The organism is Streptomyces sp. NPDC021012 (genome assembly GCF_044333355.1).
Lineage (GTDB): Bacteria > Actinomycetota > Actinomycetes > Streptomycetales > Streptomycetaceae > Streptomyces.
Map to the genome: position 1 here is coordinate 312,648 of NZ_JBIRQU010000010.1, position 16,830 is coordinate 329,477.

A 16,830-nucleotide genomic window follows, 5' to 3' on the forward strand; every position below is an offset into this window, starting at 1 on the left:
GACGGGGAGGCGCCGGAACCCCCGGTCGAATATGTCGGGCACGGCTGGTTGAAGGGGCCGCCAGAGGGCAGGCGCGCGGATACCAGGCCGCCGGGACCGGCGGTGCGGCCGCCCCGCATCTCGGGAGACGCCTCGTGACTTCCGCAGGCGAAAACATGGCACCGGACGCCACTTCGCATCGGAGCCATCGGAGCCATCGGAGCCGATGACGGCACTCTCCGGCAGACCTGCGGGTCGGCGGGACGCCGGACCACCCATGCGTGACAGAGGAGGCGTGATGAAAGCCGTGACCTGGCAGGGCCGCCGCAAGATCGAGGTGGCAACCGTTCCGGATCCGCGGATCACCGACCCCACGGACGCCGTGATCGAGGTGACGACGACCGGGCTGTGCGGATCCGATCTGCACCTGTACGAGGTGCTCGGGCCGTTCCTGGACGCGGGGGACATCCTGGGGCACGAGCCGATGGGGGTCGTCGCCGAGGTGGGGCCCGAGGTCCGGGACCTGAAGCCCGGGGACCGGGTGGTCGTGCCCTTCAACGTGTCCTGCGGCACCTGCTTCATGTGCGCGCAGGGCCTGCATTCGCAGTGCGAGACCACCCAGGTCCACGAGCACGGCACCGGCGCCAGCCTCTTCGGGTACACCAAGCTCTACGGGCAGGTGCCCGGCGGGCAGGCCGAGTACCTCCGCGTCCCCTTCGCCGACACCCTCCCGATCCGGGTCCCCGAAGGCCCGCCGGACGAACGGTTCGTGTACCTGTCGGACGTCCTGCCGACCGCCTGGCAGGCCGTCGACTACGCCGACGTCCCGCCCGGCGGCAGCGTCGCCGTCCTGGGCCTCGGGCCCATCGGCGACATGTGCACCCGCATCGCCGCCCATCGCGGGGCCGGCCAGGTGATCGGCATCGACCTGGTGCCCGAACGGCTCGCCCGGGTCGCCGGCCACGGCGTCCTGGTCCACGACCTGTCCCGGTACGGAGACCGGCTCGTCGACGCGGTCCGCGAGGCGACCGGCGGCCGCGGCCCGGACGCCGTGATCGACGCCGTCGGCATGGAGGCCCACGGCGGCCGCACCGCCCGGGCCGCGCAGACGGCGACCGGCCTGCTCCCGGACGCCATGGCCTCCGCGCTGATGAAGAAGGCGGGCGTGGACAGCCTGGGCGCCCTGAACCTGGCCATCGAACTCGTACGCCGAGGCGGCACCGTCTCCCTCTCCGGCGTCTACGGCGGGGCCGCCGACCCGCTGCCGTTGCTCACGATGTTCGACAAGCAGATTCAGCTGCGCATGGGACAGGCCAACGTCCGCCGATGGGTCGACGACCTGCTTCCCCTGCTGACCGACGGGGACCCCCTCGGAGTCGAGGGCTTCGCCACCCACCACCTGCCCCTGGACGATGCCCCACAGGCGTACGAGGACTTCCAGAAGAAGCGCGACAACATGGTGAAGGTCCTCTTCCACCCCTGACGGCCGCACCGGCCGGACACGGCAGGCCCCGATGGCGGGACCGCCGTTTCCACCCTGCCGGTGGGCAGGCGCGGACGTATGGACCATGGGACGCCGAGCGCCATCTGCCGCACCCTCCGGCTGCCGAGGCCTTCGAGGAGGCCCTGACCGGCCATCCCGACGCACAGGGAGCGCTCGTCACCACCCCCACCCCCTACGGCACCTGCTCGGACCTCGCCGCCCACGTGCCCCGACTGCGCACGGGCCGGCCCGTGGACGTGCCCTCGCCCGCCGGGCTCCGCCTGGAGCAGGCCGTCCTGCCTCGGGACGCGTTCTTCGGGCGCACCGAGCAGATCCCCTGGGAGAGGGCCCAGGGGCGCATCGCCGCCGAGATGCTCACCCCCTACCCGCCGGGCATCCCCGCCGCGCTGCCCGGGGAACGCCTCACCATGGACGTCCTGCGCTACCTCCGCACCGGTGTCGAGGCGGGCATGGGCGTACCCGATGCCGTGGACACCGGCATGACGAGCATCAGGGTCCTGTGCGACGAGGGATGAGCGGCCGCCCCCAAGCGGGCCGCCGCCGGCCTGGAGCCCACGGAGCAGTCGCTCGCAGGGGAGAGGAAGGCCCATGGAGTGCGCTTACGCGGTGGAGCGGTGGGACCCGCCGCGCGGGATGCGGAGGGCTCGTAGGGCTGCCCGGGCCGCGTTGGCCCCCGGGGCGCCGTGGACGCCGCCGCCGGGGTGGGCGGTGGCGGACGCGAGGTAGAGGCCGCGGACGGCTGTGCGGGGGCGGCCGGTGCCGGGCAGAGGGCGGAAGAGGAGCTGCTGGTGGAGCTGGGTGGTGCCCTGGTTCACGGCGCCGCCCACCAGGGCGGGGTTGAGGCGTTCCAGATCGGGCGGGGCGAGGATGCGGCGGGCGGTGATCGTGGAGCGGAAGCCCGGGGCCAGGAATTCGATGCCGGCTTCGACCCGGGCGGCGATCGCCTCCCTCTCCCGGGCGCTCCAGGAGCCGCGGATCGCGTCGTCTCCGGCGTCGGAGCGGATGCGCTGGGGCACGTGGGTGTAGCCCCACGCCGACTCGGTGCCGACGGGGGAGCGGGTGGGGTCGGCGGTGGTCATCTGGCCCAGAACGGTGAACGGCACGTCCGGGACCTGTCTCATGGCCAGCTGGGCGGCGAAGCGGGTGAGGGCGTCGAGGCCCTCGGCGATGTGGACGGTCCCGGCGCCGTGCGCTCCCTCACCGGTCCAGGGGATCGGCCGGGACAGCGCCCAGTCGATCTTGACGGTGGCCAGGTCCCACTGGAAGCGGTGCAGGTCGGCGCGGAGCCGGGCCGGAAGGTGGTCTTCGCCGACCAGCCGCTCGTACAGCACGGGAGCGGGGACGTCGGCGAGTACGGCGCGCCGGGCGGGGACCTCCGTGCCGTCGGCGGTGCGGACCGCGACCGCGCGGCCGTCGCGTATGACGACCCGGGTCACCGGGCGTCCGCAGTGGAGTGTCGCTCCGCGTGCCAGCAGTCGGCGTACGAGTGCGTCGGTGAGGCTGCCGGCGCCCCCGACGGGGACGGGGAAGCCGTGGGTCTGTCCGAGCATGCACATCAGCCAGCCGAACCCGCCGCCCAGCGCGGATTCCGGTGCCAGGTCCGCGTGCAGGGCGTTGCCCGCGATCAGGAGCGGGCCGCCCTCGCCGGTGAAGTGCTCCTCGCCGAAGCGGCGGGCGGGCAGGAGCATGTCGCGGAAGAGCCGCAGCCCTTCGGCGATGCCGGTGCGGGCGGCGAGTCGCAGTCCGGACCGCACGGGAGGGAAGGGGGTGAACAGGCAGCCGACGAGATCGTCCCCGTAGCGCTGCCAGAGGCGGTGCAGATGGTGCCAGGAACGTGCGTCGTCGGCGTGGAAGCGGGCCAGGGAGGCGGCGGTGTCGTACGGGTGACTGCCGAGGACCGCGCAGCGTCCGTCCCTCAGCGGGTGTGCGACGACGGCCGGGGCGCGGCTCCACCGCAGCCCGTACCGCTCCAGGGCGAGGCCCCGGATGACGGGGGAGGCGGCGGCCAGCGGGTAGAAGGCGCTGAACAGGTCGTGGACGTAGTCGGGATGGACGCCCCGGTCGCTGCGCACTGCGCCGCCGGGTCGGTTCTGCGCCTCCAGGACCACGACCTGCCAGCCGGCGTCGGCGAGGAGGTTGGCGGCCACCAGGCCGTTGGGACCGGCCCCGATGACGACGGCGTCAGGCGTGGGCACGGGCCTCGGCCTTCGCCGCGGACTCGACGACCTCGCTCAGCCGGGCGAGCGCGCTCCGGTGGCGCCAGCGCAGCAGGGCGTCCACCACCGCGTTGTGCCAGCCGGCTGCCAGACCCGCCAGAGGATGCTCGTCCATCACGACCAGGGTGTCTTCGCCCCAGGGGTCGATCCGGAAGGCGATCCTGGCGCTGCCGACACCGCTCTTGGCCTCCAGTTCGAGCCGGTGCGGCGGTTCGCAGCGCCGGGAGACGGTGCGGCCGTGGTACGTCCACGGGCCGGCTCTGAGGGCGTAGCCCAGCTCGGCGCCCTCGGCGGGCCATCCGCCGCCGCGAGGCCAGGAGCGGTGAGCGCCCACGACCCAGCGTCCGTACTGGCGCGGATCGCTCAGGACGGACCAGACCTCCTGGGGCGTGGCGTGCATGAGACGGTGCCACTGTGCCATGACTACGACCTCCTCCGGAACGGAAGACCTCTGGTTCGCAATGATGTGGTGGGCGGCCTGCCCGGCCCGACACGGAGCGCCGAGCGGGCACCGACGACTCCCACCGCCCCGATCACGGCGGTGGCGGCTCGGCGCCCCCACGTCCGCAGCGAGGCATGCGCCCCACCGCGGACCGAGGCGGTGCCGTCGCACGCCCTGTACAACACGCCGGTGGTGACCGGTGCCGTATCGGCGGCGTCGAGGTAGCCGTGCTCGGTGCGCAAGGCGACGGCCCGTTCCACGAGCCCGGGAGTGACCGTGTGGGCCCACGGCAGCAGTCGGGCACCCGGTCCCACCCGGACCCGCCGTCGAGGGCGCGCGGCGGTACGGACGACCACGCGCGCCACGCGCTCGGGGGTGGTTGTCGGCGGCAGGGACTTCAGGCGCCGCCGGGAGTGGTTGCCCATGTGGGAGTAGAACGGGGTGTCGACGCCGGCGGGCAGCACGGTGCAGACGGCGATGCCCCGGCCTCCGGTCAGGGCCAGTTCCTGGCGCAGGGTCTCGTCCAGGCTGACGAGGGCGGCCTTGGAGGCGGCGTAGGCGCCCATGTACGGGGCCTGGACGGCGCCTCCGAGGACGGAGGAGATGGTGATCAGCACGCCACGGCCCTGGTCCCGCATGTACGGGAGCGCGGCGCGGGCGCCCCTCACGGGGGCCAGTACGTTCACGTCCCATACGCGACCCATGTCGGCGACCGGCACCTGCTCGACAGTGCCGAGAACGCCGATGCCGGCTGCGTTCACCCAGACGTCGATGCGGCCGAACCGGGAGACGGCCGTCTGCGCCACGTGCGCCATGGCCCCCTCGTCCGAGACGTCCGCACAGGCCCACGCGGCTTCTGCCCGGGGATGCGCGTCGACACACTGCCGTGCCACCCGCTCCAGTGCCCCGACGCTGCGGGCAGCCAGCACGACCCTCGCCCCACGCTTGGCGAAGGCCAGCGCGGTGGCCCGACCGATCCCGCTGGACGCACCCGTCACCACGACCACGGCTCCGGGCAGTCGTACGCGCTGAACCCTCATATGCCGCGTGTTACCAGTCTCAGCCGTTCCATGCAGGAGCCGACGGTAATGGTGGGTCTGGTGGACCGGCGACGGGGAGCGGACCTCCCCTCCGTCGAAGGCACGCCGGCCTTTCGACGCGACAGCGCGCGAGCGAAGTCCCAGAACGTGTCGTGCGCGCTCCGGGCCTGCGGGATCTCGCGGAGGTGGTGGTCCTGGCACAGGACCGGTCCGCGCGGCCGACACCGCGATCGTGGTCCTGTCCACGACGGAAGCCGTGGAGAGCGAGGGCTCCGACCGCACGAGCCTGCGGCTGCCGGGCCGCCAGGACGAACCCGTGCGACGCGTCGCCGCCGTCAACCCGCACACCGTCGTCGTGGTCAACCCACCACCTGTGCGTCGTGTACGCCGAGCAGATCGCCGCCGACGTCCCCGACGCCCTGCGCGAAGGACCCGGCGGGGACCGTCTCGTGGGCGTCCGCCACCAGGTCCAGGAGGAGCCCGACCCTGGCTGGCTGCTCCGTCCGGACGTCCGGCGCGGCCTGACCGCCGTCGCCGAGGCGGGGCTGGCCTACGACCTCGTCGTGAAGCCGCACCAGTTGGCCGCCGCGACCGCCGTCGCGGCCTGGGTCCCCGGCCTGACCTTCGTCCTGGACCACCTCGGCAAGCCGCCGATCGCCAGCGGCGCGCTCGAACCCTGGGCCGCCGATGTGCGCCGTCTCGCGGCCCTGCCCAACACCGTCTGCAAGCTCTCCGGGCTGGTCACCGAGGCCACTCCCGGCACATGGACCACCGGCGACCTCGCCCCCTACGCCGACACCGTCCTGGAAGCCTTCGGCCCTGGGCGGCTGCTGTTCGGATCGGACTGGCCGGTCTGCACCATCCAGGCCGGCTACGGCGAGGTCGTACGGATCGCCGACCGCCTCACCGACGGCCTGAGCGCCGCCGAGAAGGACGCGGTCTTCCACGACAACGCGGCCGGTGTCTACGGCCTGCGGCCGCCCGTACGGCCGTGACCTATCCTGCACGGACCACACCCCGAGAGAGGCGAGAGAGTGCCAGTCACCGACGAGGCGATCGACAAGATCAGGGCCATGATCGTCAGCGGTGAACTCCGGCCGGGCTCCCGCCTCCCGCGCGAGGCCGATCTCGCCGAGCGCCTCGGCCTCTCCCGCAACTCGCTCCGCGAGGCGGTGAAGGCCCTCTCGCTCATGCGGGTCCTCGACGTCCGCCAGGGCGACGGCACCTACGTGACGAGCCTGGAACCCGACCTGCTCCTCGACGCGCTCACCTTCGTCGCGGACCTCCAGCAGGACGACACCGTCGTGCAGTTCCTGGAGGTCCGGCGGATCCTCGAACCGGCCGCCGCCGCGATGGCCGCCCGCGCGATGCCGGACGAGGAGATCAGCGCACTCGGCGAGGTCCTCGACCGGCTCGACCACGCTCCGTCCCTGGAGGCGCTGATCGACAACGACCTGGAGTTCCACCGCAGGCTGGCCGCCGGCTCGGGCAACGCCGTGCTCTGCTCGCTCCTCGAAGGCATGTCAGGCCCCACCGCCCGCGCCCGCCTGTGGCGCGGGCGGATGGAGGAGGGCGCGGTGGAACGGACCCGGCAGCAGCATCGCGCGATCCACGAGGCGGTCGCGGCCCGGCAGCCCGAAGTCGCCCAGGCGTGGGCGACGGTACACGTCGCGGAGGTCGAACAGTGGCTGCGGGGGACGCTCGGCACCGTGAGCCCGTGAGCCAGGGACTGGCCGGCCCCGCTGCCCCGGCCGCCGGAGCGGATGCGCGGTGTTCCCAGGTGAAGACCGCCGGGCTTTGGCCGGAACCCCGCGGAGAGCCACCGCATTACCGGATTTCCTCGGCAACGCGCAAGGGATTCGACGAGGAAATCCCGGTCGGCGCACTAGACTGACGGGCTGTTTGGCGGCCGGATCGGAACAACCTGGGCAGACCCGGGCTCCACCGGCGACCCGGACGTTCCGGGAGCGAGACGCGAGGGCCGATGTCAGCCACATCTGAGCGCGGTGAACTCACTCTGCTCGACGACGGGGGGACGTACGAAGAGTCCGGCAAAGCGGCCCGGTTCTCCGCCGGGCCCGCCGCCCCGCCCCGTACGCTCGTCGACATCCTCGATGCGACCGTCCTGGCGTACCCCGACGAACCCGCCCTCGACGACGGCTCCGCCCAGCTGACCTACCGCGCGCTGGCAGCCGAGGTCGAGCGGCTGCGGCGCACCCTCGCCGCGGCAGGGGTCGGGCTCGGTGACCGGGTCGGCGTACGCGTGCCCTCCGGGACCAACGACCTGTACGTGGCCATCCTCGCCGTGCTCGCCGCAGGCGCCGCCTACGTGCCGGTCGACGCCGAGGACCCGGACGAGCGGGCCGAGTTGGTCTTCGGCGAAGCCGGGGTACGCGCGGTGCTCGGCGCCGGACGGTCCGTCGAGACCACCGGGGACCCCGCGCCCGGCCACGCCCCCGCGGCCCGCCCCGGGCCCGAGCACGACGCGTGGATCATCTTCACCTCCGGCTCCACCGGCATGCCCAAGGGCGTCGCCGTCGGCCACCGCGGCGCCGCCGCCTTCGTGGACGCCGAGGCCGCGCTCTTCCTCACCGAGGAACCGATCGGACCCGGCGACCGGGTCATGGCCGGACTGTCGGTCGCGTTCGACGCCTCCTGCGAGGAGATGTGGCTGGCCTGGCGCCACGGCGCCTGCCTCGTGCCCGTCCCGCGCTCCCAGGTGCGCAGCGGTGCCGACCTCGGTCCCTGGCTGGTGGAACAGGAGATCACGGTGGTCTCCACCGTGCCGACCCTGGCCGCGCTCTGGGACCCCGCGGACCTGGGCGAGGTCCGGTTGCTGATCTTCGGCGGGGAGGCCTGCCCGCCCGAACTGACCCAGCGCCTGGTGACCGAGGGCCGCGAGGTCTGGAACACGTACGGTCCCACCGAGGCCACCGTCGTCGCCTGCGCCTCGCTCCTGACCGGTGAGGAACCGATCCGCATCGGTCTCCCGCTGAACGGATGGGAACTGGCCGTCGTCGACGAGTCCGGCGAGCCGGTGCCCATGGGCGGCAGCGGCCAGCTCGTGATCGGCGGCGTCGGCCTGGCCCGCTACCTCGACCCCGCGAAGGACGCCGAGAAGTACGCCCCGCTCGCCTCCCTCGGCTGGCAGCGCGCCTACCGCAGCGGCGACCTCGTCCGCGCGGAGCCGGAGGGCCTCGTCTTCCTCGGCCGCGGCGACGAGCAGATCAAGCTCGGCGGCCGCCGCATCGAACTGGGCGAGGTGGACGCCGCGCTCCAGGCCCTGCCCGGCGTCGCCGGAGCGGCCGCCGCCGTCCGCACCGCGCGCAGCGGCAACCAGCTCCTCGTCGGCTACCTCGTCACCCAGGAGGGATGGGACCATCCCGCGGCGGTCGAGCGGCTGCGTGCCGAACTGCCCGCGGCCCTCGTGCCGCTCCTCGCACCGGTCGACGAGCTGCCGACCCGTACCTCCGGGAAGGTGGACCGCGACGCGCTGCCCTGGCCCCTGCCCGAACTGGAATCCACCGGCCTCGTCGAGCAGCTCTACGGCACCGAGGCCTGGCTCGCCGAGCAGTGGAGCGAGACCCTGGGCGTGGCCGTCACCGGTGCCGCCGACGACTTCTTCGCGATCGGCGGCAACAGCCTCGCCGCCGCCCAGCTCACCACCCGGCTGCGCACCCGCTACCCGAGCGCGGCCGTGGTCGACATCTACCAGCGGCCCACCCTGCGCGAGCTCGCCCGCCACCTGGAGCAGTCCGTACACGACGGCGGCGCGGCCCGGACCGTCGCCCCCGTCCCGCTCCGGTCCCAGGTGACGCAGTCGCTGCTCCTGCTCCCGCTGTTCACCCTGGTCGGACTGCGCTGGACGGTGGCGCTCCTCGCCCTGGGCAACGTCCTGCACCGGTTCGGGGCCTACCCCTGGGCGCCCACCGCCTCGTGGTGGCTCGTCGCCGCCGGCGCCGCCCTGTTCCACAGCCCGCCGGGCCGGCTGGCCCTCGCGGCGGGCGGCGCACGCGTCCTGCTGCGCGGGGTCGAGCCGGGACGCCACCCGCGCGGCGGAAGCGTGCACCTGCGGCTGTGGACGGCCGAACGACTGGCCGACCTGGTCGGCGCGACCTCCCTCACCGGTTCCTGGCTGGAACGGTACGCACGCGCCCTCGGAGCCAAGGTCGGCCCCGACGTCGACCTGCACTCCCTGCCTCCCGTGACCGGCATGCTCAAGCTCGGACGCGGCTGCGCCGTGGAGTCCGAGGTGGACCTCTCCGGGCACTGGCTGGACGGCGACCGGCTGGAGATCGGCCCGGTCAAGGTCGGCGCGGGCGCGGTCGTCGGCACCCGCAGCGTGCTCTTCCCTGGCGCGCGGGTCGGCAAGCGGGCCGAGGTGGCTCCCGGTTCCGCCGTGACCGGGCAGATCCCGACCGGTCAGCGCTGGGCCGGAGTACCCGCCGTCAAGCTCGGCAGGGCCAAACGGAACTGGCCCAAGGAGCGCCCGCCGCGCGCCTTCCGCTGGCGCGTCATGTACGGAGCGAGCGGCTTCTGCCTCACCCTCCTGCCCGTGCTCGCCGCCCTGCCGGCGCTGCTCGTCGTCAGCCGGTTCGTACCCGCCGGCGCCGGGCTCGCCGAGGCCCTGCGCGGCGCGCTGACGGCCGTGGTGCCGGGAGCGCTCGCCTTCGGGTTCGCGTACGCGCTGCTCCTGCTCGTCCCGGTGCGTCTGCTCAGCCTCGGGCTGCGGACCGGGACCCACCCGACGCACAGCCGGGTCGGCTGGCAGGCCTGGACCGTCACGCAGTTGATGGACCTCTCCCGGGAGACCCTGTTCCCGCTGTACGCCGGGCTGGTCACCCCCGTGTGGCTACGGCTGCTCGGCATGAGGATCGGCCGGGGCGCCGAGGTGTCCACGGTCCTCGCGCTCCCGAGCCTGACGACCGTGGGCGACGGCGCGTTCCTCGCCGACGACACCCTGACCGCTCCTTGTGAACTGGGCGGAGGCTGGGTCCGCATCGGACACTCCGAGATCGGGCGCCGGGCGTTCCTCGGCAACTCCGGAATGACCGCGCCGGGCCGCAGCGTGCCCGACGACGGGCTTGTCGGCGTCCTGTCGGCCACTCCGAAGAAGGCCAAGAAGGGCAGCTCCTACCTGGGCCTGCCGCCGGTCAAGCTGCCGCGATCCGCGGCCGACGCGGACCGGAGCCGTACCTACGACCCGCCCGCGCACCTGCTGTGGGCCCGGGGCCTGGTGGAACTGTGCCGGCTCGTCCCGGTGTTCTGCTCGGCCGCGCTCTCCGTCCTGACCGCGGCCGCGCTGTGCGCCCTGAGCGCGACGAGCGGGATCGGGGCCGTGGGGGCCGCGCTGCTGTCCGGAGCGGTCCTGCTCGCCGCAGGGGCGACCGCCGCGGTGGTCTCCGTGGCCGCGAAATGGCTGCTTGTGGGCCGGCACCGGACGGGGGAGCACCCGCTGTGGAGCGGCTTCGTGTGGCGCAACGAACTGTCCGACACGTTCGTCGAGGTCCTGGCCGTGCCCTGGCTCGCCGGATCGGTGCAGGGGACCCCGCTCCTCACCCTGTGGCTGCGTGGTCTGGGGGCCCGGATCGGCCGGGGCGTGTGGTGCGAGAGCTACTGGCTTCCCGAGACGGACCTGGTGGCCCTTGGCGACGCCGTCACCGTGAACCGCGGCTGTGTGTTGCAGACGCATCTCTTCCACGACCGGATCTTGAGGACGGATACTGTGGTCCTCCGCGAGGGCGCCACCCTGGGTCCGAACGGAATCGTCCTGCCCGGAAGCACGGTCGGGGCCCGCAGCACACTGGGACCGGCCTCTCTCGTGATGGCCGGGGAATCCGTCCCCGCCGACACCCGCTGGCTGGGCAATCCGATCGAGGCGTGGCGGGCCTGAAGGGGCTGCGGCGTACGAGCACAGCGCAGGGAGCGGAAGCGGCAGTGAGCGGCCAGAGGACAACGGTGTCGGACCCGTACTTTCCGGCCAACGGCGATTCCCGGTACCGCGTGCACCGGTACGAGATCGCCCTGGACTACCGTCCCGGCCCCAACCGGCTGGCCGGGACGGCCCGGATCAGCGCGATCGTCGGCCGGGCGCAGCTCACCGAGTTCGCCCTGGACCTGGCCGACTTCAAGGTCGGCCGGGTCCAGGTGGACGGCCGGGCGCCCCACTACAGCCACCGGGGCGGCAAACTGCGCGTCCGGCCGGCCAAGCCCCTTCCCGCCGGCGCCGCCTTCACCGTGGAGGTGCACTGGTCGGGCAACCCCAAGCCGGTACGCAGCCCCTGGGGCGGCCTCGGCTGGGAGGAACTGACCGACGGCGCGCTCGTCGCGAGCCAGCCGGTCGGCGCGCCTTCCTGGTACCCGTGCAACGACCGGCCCGCCGACAAGGCCTCCTACCTGCTCTCGGTCAACACCCCTTCCGCGTACGCGGTGGTGGCCGGCGGCCGCCTCCTCACCCGGACGGCCAAGTCCTCCACGACCACCTGGGTGTACGAGCAGACCGCCCCGACCTCCAGCTACCTGGTCGGTCTGTCCATCGGCATGTACCAGACCGTGCTGCTCGGCGACCCCGGACTCGGCGGTGTTCCGCAGAGCGCCCACGTACCGGCGCACCTGCTGCCGCACTTCTCCCGGGACTTCGCGCGGCAGCCCGCGATGATGCGGCTCTTCGAGGAACTGTTCGGCCCCTACCCCCTGGGCGAGTACGCGGTCGTCGTCGCCGACGAGGAGCTGGACGTGCCGGTGGAGGCCCAGGGACTGTCCCTCTTCGGCGCCAACCACGTGGACGGCGTACGGGGTTCGGAGCGGCTCATCGCCCATGAGCTCGCTCACCAGTGGTTCGGCAACAGCGTGACCATCGCCGACTGGCGGCACATCTGGCTGAACGAGGGCTTCGCGAAGTACGCCGAATGGCTCTGGTCGGAGCGCTCCGGCGGCCGCACCGCACAGGAACTGGCGCTCGCCGCGCACCGGTTGCTCGCCCCGCAGTCGCAGGACCTGGTCCTTGCCGACCCCGGCCGCAAGCTGATGTTCGACGACCGGCTCTACCAGCGTGGGGGCCTCGCGGTGCACGCGGTCCGCTGCGCGCTGGGCGACGGGGCGTTCTTCCGCATGCTGCGCGACTGGGCCGGCGTGAACCGCCACGGCATCGTGACCACCGCGAGCTTCGCCGCCCATGCGGCCCGCTACACGACCGAGCCGCTGGACGGCCTGCTCAGGTCCTGGCTCCACGAGCCCTCCCTTCCCCCGCTGCCCGCCCCGTCGATCTAGGGCCTGTCAACGCCGAGGCGTCCCGTCGTCCCCGGCCGTCCGGCACGGCTGGTGACTCCGCGTCCGGCGTGGCGCGGTGCGCGTCGACTCCTTGACCTCCCGTTGGCGCTCAACCATGCTTTGTTGCGGCACGTGAGATGCGTGTCGTAATGAGCAACGTCTGCTCAGGTCTCGTACCAGCCGAGGAGTGGTCATGACGCACCAGGTTCGTGCTGTCGTCGCGCGAGGCAAGGGCGCCCCCGTCAGCCTGGAGACGATCATCGTGCCGGATCCCGGCCCGGGCGAGGCGCTGGTGAAGATCGAAGCCTGCGGGGTCTGCCACACCGATCTGCACTATCGCGAGGGCGGCATCAACGACGACTTCCCCTTCCTGCTGGGGCACGAGGCCGCGGGCGTCGTGGAGTCGGTGGGGGAGGGCGTCACCGATGTCGCGCCCGGCGACTTCGTCATCCTCAACTGGCGTGCGGTGTGCGGACAGTGCCGCGCCTGCCTGCGGGGACGGCCCTGGTACTGCTTCGCCACCCACAACGCCAAGCAGAAGATGACCCTGCTCGACGGCACGGAGCTCTCCCCGGCCCTCGGCATCGGCGCCTTCGCCGAGAAGACCCTCGTCGCCGCAGGGCAGTGCACGAAGGTCGACCGGGCCGCGTCGGCCGCCGCCGTGGGCCTGCTCGGCTGCGGGGTGATGGCCGGCATCGGCGCCGCGATCAACACCGGGAACGTCGGCCGCGGCGACTCGGTCGCCGTCATCGGCTGCGGTGGCGTCGGGGCCGCGGCGGTCGCCGGGGCGAAGCTGGCGGGCGCCGCGAAGGTCATCGCGGTCGACATCGACGACCGCAAGCTGGCGACCGCCGGCCGGCTGGGCGCCACCCACACCGTCAACTCCCTTACCGCCGACGCGGTCGAGGCGATCCGCGAGCTGACCGGCGGCTTCGGCGCCGACGTCGTCATCGAGGCCGTGGGCCGCCCGGAGACGTACCAGCAGGCGTTCTACGCCCGCGACCTCGCCGGCACGGTCGTCCTGGTCGGTGTGCCCACGCCGGAGATGAAGCTGGAGCTGCCGCTGATCGACGTCTTCGGCCGCGGCGGCGCGCTGAAGTCCTCCTGGTACGGCGACTGCCTGCCGTCCCGCGACTTCCCGATGCTCGTCGACCTCTACCTCCAGGGCCGCCTCGACCTGGACGCCTTCGTCACGGAGACCATCGCGCTGGACGAGGTCGAGAAGGCCTTCGAGCGGATGCACCACGGCGACGTGCTGCGCTCGGTGGTGGTCCTCTGATGGCGGCCCGTGTCGAACGCCTCGTCACCTCGGGGACGTTCGCGCTGGACGGCGGCACCTGGGACGTCGACAACAACGTGTGGATCGTGGGCGACGACACCGAGGCGATCGTCATCGACGCGGCGCACGACGCCGAGGCGATCGTCCGGGCCCTCGGCGGACGCACCCTGCGCGCCATCGTGTGCACCCACGCGCACAACGACCACATCGACGCCGCCCCCGAACTCGCCGACCGGACCGGCGCGCCGATCCTGCTCCACGCGGACGACCTCCCGCTGTGGAAGCAGACCCACCCCGAGCGGTCGCCGGACGGCGGACTGACCGACGGCCAGGTGCTGTCGGTGGCGGGCGCCGAGCTCACCGTGCTGCACACACCGGGACACGCACCGGGAGCGGTCTGCCTGTACGCGCCGGGCCTCGACACGCTCTTCTCCGGGGACACGCTGTTCGCCGGAGGGCCCGGCGCGACCGGCCGGTCGTTCTCCCACTTCCCGACGATCATCGACTCCATCCGGGACCGGCTGCTGAGCCTGCCGGCGGCGACGGTGGTGCGTACGGGGCACGGCGACCCGACGACGATCGGCGCCGAGGCGCCCCACCTGGACGAGTGGATCGCGCGCGGCCACTAGCGGTGGTTTGTTAAACCCGTAAGTAGAGATCAAGGGCTTGCCCGCTGGCTAACGAGGTGAGCATGGCTTGCAGTTCGGGTGGTGGGGGCGTGTTCGACCAGGCGTTCCAGCAGCGTTGAAGGGTGTGCCAGGGGCCGAGCCAGGCTCGGATCGCGCGGATTGTCTTGGGCCAGCTGACCGGTTGGGGCTGGTGGGACGTGGTTGTGCCCCCTCTCTGTTCCGTCGGCGGTCTCGGGTGGCTGGGCCTGGTCCTGCGCTTGGGTCTCATCGGCGAACCAGGCGTCCCAGCAGAACGAGAAGGCGCAGTTCACGAGGGTCTGGTGGCGACGGATCGCGATGTCGGAGCGGACCTGGAAGTCGGCCCAGCCGAGCTCGTCCTTGATCTGTTTGTAGCTCTGCTCGATCCAGTGCCGCAGGCCGTAGAGGCGGACGAGTTCGGCCAGATCGGCCGGCTGGTGCGGGCTGTCGGCGGTGCGGGGCGAGCCGGGCCGGGGCAGGTCGGTGGCCAGGTACCAGGTGGCCTTGTCCGGCAGGGTGGTGGGGTCGGCGGTGGCCACAACCAGGCGCGTGAATCCGTCTGGGCCCCAGCCTCCCAGGCGGGCGTCGGCGGCCCACCAGGTCTCGGTGTGCCCGTCGCGGAAGGTGCGGACGATCGCCGTCCAATCGCCGGGGTGCTCGGGGTCTGCCCAGGTCAGGGCGCGGGCGGCGTCGACCGGGGTGTGCGCTTCGTCCCGGTGGGCCCAAGTGCCTCGGCGGGGCTTGAGGGCCATGACGAATGGCAGGCCGGCCTCGCGCAGGGTGTGCCGGAACTCGTCGTGGTCGCCGTAGCCGCAGTCCGCCACCACCGCCCGGAACGGGAACCCGGCCTGGTGGGCCTGGCCGGCGAGGTCGGTGGCGAGCTGCGGCTTGGTACGGAAGTCGGGGTCGTTGCGTTTCCTCGGGAAGTGGTGGGCCGGGGTGTAGGGCCTGGCGTGCAGCGGATAGTAGAGACGCTCATCCGCCCACAGTGTGGTCACCGTGACGACGCCGTTGTCCGTCTTGCCGAGTCGGCCCAGCCACTGCCGCCCGATGTGGGCGGTCGCAGTGCCGTCCTTGCGGTCCCCGGAATCGTCGATCACCAGCACGCCTTGGCCGTGCGGTGCGGTGGCCGGATCGGATAGCAACCGCTCAAGCCGGCGGGCGTTGACCTGCTCATATTTCCAGGTCGACTCCGAGAGGAAGAACTGCAGCCGCTGCACCGCCGGATGCTGAGCCCCGACCACCGGCTCGGCCCCGGCCAGGGCCGTGAGCGTCTTGTTCCGGTCCCGCGGCAGCAACAGACCGGTCAGGTACTCGCGGAATCCTCGACGCTGGGCCAACGAGCTGAAGAGGTCGTCGAACCTGGCCGCATACCCCTCGACGGGCCCGGGAGCCGGCGGACACGGAACACGCGCGGTCATGGCAACACCCCCGAAGAACTATCTCTTCACCGATACTGCCGACCTGACCCCATGTCAACAAACCACCGCTAGACGATGGTGCCGATACGGCAAGCGGAACATCTGGCTCGCCGGATGATTCGCCAGGACTTCAGCAGCGCGAAGGCGTGTTCGCCAGGTGCCCGGAACTGAGCACGATTCCTGTTGAACTGACGACGACTGTGAGCACGCGCGGTCAGGTCGTGAGTGCGACCGGGTGTCGCGCGGGAGAGCTGCAACGGTGTGCCATCGGTACGGGTGATGACCCGCACGTTCATCCCGTGCTTGCGGTGTTCCTGCGAGTAGCACGGTTCGCCGTCGGTGGCGGTGCGGTCGATGGGGATGAGGGTGCCGGCGATGATGACGAAGTCGTCCTTGCCCAGTCTGGTCAGGGCCTCGTGCAGGCCCGGCGCCCACGCTGCGAGGACGTCCAGGGGCTCGTCGACGTAGCGCCAGGCCGTGGCGGTCGAGACGCCGAACCCGTTCGCGAGCTGGGCGAACGTCTCGTTCTTGCGAAGGCGGGCCAGTGAGAGGAGGGCCTGCTTGAAGCAGCCGAGCCGTCTCCACGGCCAGTTCGGTTCAGGACTTCGGGCGTAGATGAGCCAGGAGACGCGCTCGACCAGCTCGTACGGGACATCGAGCATTGGAAGGATACGGAACCAACAGAGCCCCCGGGCTGTCGGCAGTGTCGAGTGGAATCAACACCGCCAACGACCCGGGGTTTTGCCACATCACCACCTCAGGTGACCAGGCCGGATAGCCCCTCAGAGCCAGGAGGAAACAGTTTCGCTGTGCGCTTGGCGTCAGGACATCCTTGATGCCCCGGAACGCGCTCTCTGCGTTCTCTGGTCTCGGAGTAGGAACATGATTGCCGTTTACGCGGATGGCGGCCCCGGGATGGGAATCCTGGGGCCCACCGTCCCCGTCAGAACAGGCGGTCGTACGTGTTCCAGCCGCTGCCGATCTTGGTCCGGGTGGCGAACGGCGCGCCCGCGCCGCCCGTGCCCCGGTAGAG

General features: G+C 72.4%; 10 protein-coding genes and 4 pseudogenes. 9 read left to right on the forward strand and 5 right to left on the reverse strand.

All coding sequences use genetic code 11. The features are described from left to right. The first annotated feature begins 277 nt into the window (after window positions 1–277). The gene (locus tag ACH4TP_RS30030; protein ID WP_398439663.1) at window positions 278–1,462 is read left to right on the forward strand and encodes a zinc-dependent alcohol dehydrogenase; all 1,185 of its coding nucleotides are present in this window, start codon (window positions 278–280) and stop codon (window positions 1,460–1,462) included. Window positions 1,463–1,674: 212 nt separating this feature from the next. Then, a pseudogene (locus ACH4TP_RS30035) lies at window positions 1,675–1,998 on the forward strand (ornithine decarboxylase); the annotation flags it as partial. Between the two features lie 84 nt (window positions 1,999–2,082). Here the strand turns inward: ACH4TP_RS30035 and ACH4TP_RS30040 are convergent. From ACH4TP_RS30040 to ACH4TP_RS30050, 3 genes are read right to left on the reverse strand one after another with little or no spacing between them, the layout of a single operon-like run. Then, window positions 2,083–3,678: a phytoene desaturase family protein gene (locus ACH4TP_RS30040; RefSeq protein ID WP_398439664.1), complete on the reverse strand. Its 1,596-nt coding sequence runs from the start codon at window positions 3,676–3,678 to the stop codon at window positions 2,083–2,085. Then, window positions 3,665–4,120 carry an SRPBCC family protein gene (locus tag ACH4TP_RS30045; protein WP_398182919.1) on the reverse strand — a complete coding sequence of 152 codons (456 nt, stop codon included), beginning with the start codon at window positions 4,118–4,120 and terminating at the stop codon, window positions 3,665–3,667. The genes ACH4TP_RS30040 and ACH4TP_RS30045 overlap by 14 nt, the downstream gene beginning before the upstream one ends. Window positions 4,121–4,122: 2 nt before the next feature. Then, window positions 4,123–5,181, reverse strand: a complete 1,059-nt coding sequence (locus tag ACH4TP_RS30050) for an SDR family NAD(P)-dependent oxidoreductase (RefSeq protein ID WP_398439665.1) — start codon at window positions 5,179–5,181, stop codon at window positions 4,123–4,125. Between the two features lie 256 nt (window positions 5,182–5,437). On the opposite strand from ACH4TP_RS30050, the pseudogene ACH4TP_RS30055 reads away from it, so the two are divergent. The 7 genes and pseudogenes from ACH4TP_RS30055 to ACH4TP_RS30085 form a co-directional block, all read left to right on the forward strand. Then, window positions 5,438–5,485, forward strand: a pseudogene (locus tag ACH4TP_RS30055) (hypothetical protein); the annotation flags it as partial. 73 nt (window positions 5,486–5,558) lie between these two features. Beyond that, window positions 5,559–6,176 (forward strand): annotated as a pseudogene (locus tag ACH4TP_RS30060) (amidohydrolase family protein); the annotation flags it as partial. Between the two features lie 39 nt (window positions 6,177–6,215). After that, window positions 6,216–6,902, forward strand: a complete 687-nt coding sequence (locus ACH4TP_RS30065; RefSeq protein WP_398439666.1) for a FadR/GntR family transcriptional regulator — start codon at window positions 6,216–6,218, stop codon at window positions 6,900–6,902. A gap of 263 nt (window positions 6,903–7,165) precedes the next feature. Further along, the gene (locus ACH4TP_RS30070; RefSeq protein WP_398439667.1) at window positions 7,166–11,074 is read left to right on the forward strand and encodes a Pls/PosA family non-ribosomal peptide synthetase; all 3,909 of its coding nucleotides are present in this window, start codon (window positions 7,166–7,168) and stop codon (window positions 11,072–11,074) included. 44 nt (window positions 11,075–11,118) lie between these two features. Further along, window positions 11,119–12,450, forward strand: coding sequence for a M1 family metallopeptidase (locus ACH4TP_RS30075; protein ID WP_398439668.1), 1,332 nt, complete (start codon window positions 11,119–11,121; stop codon window positions 12,448–12,450). A gap of 193 nt (window positions 12,451–12,643) precedes the next feature. Beyond that, complete coding sequence (locus ACH4TP_RS30080) at window positions 12,644–13,729, forward strand: S-(hydroxymethyl)mycothiol dehydrogenase (protein WP_398439669.1); 1,086 nt, start codon at window positions 12,644–12,646, stop codon at window positions 13,727–13,729. Then, window positions 13,729–14,358: an MBL fold metallo-hydrolase gene (locus ACH4TP_RS30085; protein WP_398439670.1), complete on the forward strand. Its 630-nt coding sequence runs from the start codon at window positions 13,729–13,731 to the stop codon at window positions 14,356–14,358. The genes ACH4TP_RS30080 and ACH4TP_RS30085 overlap by 1 nt, the downstream gene beginning before the upstream one ends. Window positions 14,359–14,387: 29 nt before the next feature. Here ACH4TP_RS30085 and ACH4TP_RS30090 read toward each other — a convergent pair whose 3' ends face one another. Continuing rightward, complete coding sequence (locus ACH4TP_RS30090; protein WP_398439671.1) at window positions 14,388–15,797, reverse strand: IS701 family transposase; 1,410 nt, start codon at window positions 15,795–15,797, stop codon at window positions 14,388–14,390. A 68-nt stretch (window positions 15,798–15,865) separates the two neighbouring features. Beyond that, window positions 15,866–16,520 (reverse strand): annotated as a pseudogene (locus ACH4TP_RS30095) (transposase family protein). Window positions 16,521–16,830 lie beyond the last annotated feature (310 nt).

Bases quoted from the DNA above. Each gene is read 5' to 3' on its own strand.
- ACH4TP_RS30090 (WP_398439671.1), bottom strand. From the start codon at position 15,797: ATGACCGCGCGTGTTCCGTGTCCGCCGGCTCCCGGGCCCGTCGAGGGG.
- ACH4TP_RS30070 (WP_398439667.1), top strand. From the start codon at position 7,166: ATGTCAGCCACATCTGAGCGCGGTGAACTCACTCTGCTCGACGACGGG.
- ACH4TP_RS30045 (WP_398182919.1), bottom strand. From the start codon at position 4,120: ATGGCACAGTGGCACCGTCTCATGCACGCCACGCCCCAGGAGGTCTGG.
- ACH4TP_RS30050 (WP_398439665.1), bottom strand. From the start codon at position 5,181: ATGAGGGTTCAGCGCGTACGACTGCCCGGAGCCGTGGTCGTGGTGACG.
- ACH4TP_RS30030 (WP_398439663.1), top strand. From the start codon at position 278: ATGAAAGCCGTGACCTGGCAGGGCCGCCGCAAGATCGAGGTGGCAACC.
- ACH4TP_RS30085 (WP_398439670.1), top strand. From the start codon at position 13,729: ATGGCGGCCCGTGTCGAACGCCTCGTCACCTCGGGGACGTTCGCGCTG.
- ACH4TP_RS30080 (WP_398439669.1), top strand. From the start codon at position 12,644: ATGACGCACCAGGTTCGTGCTGTCGTCGCGCGAGGCAAGGGCGCCCCC.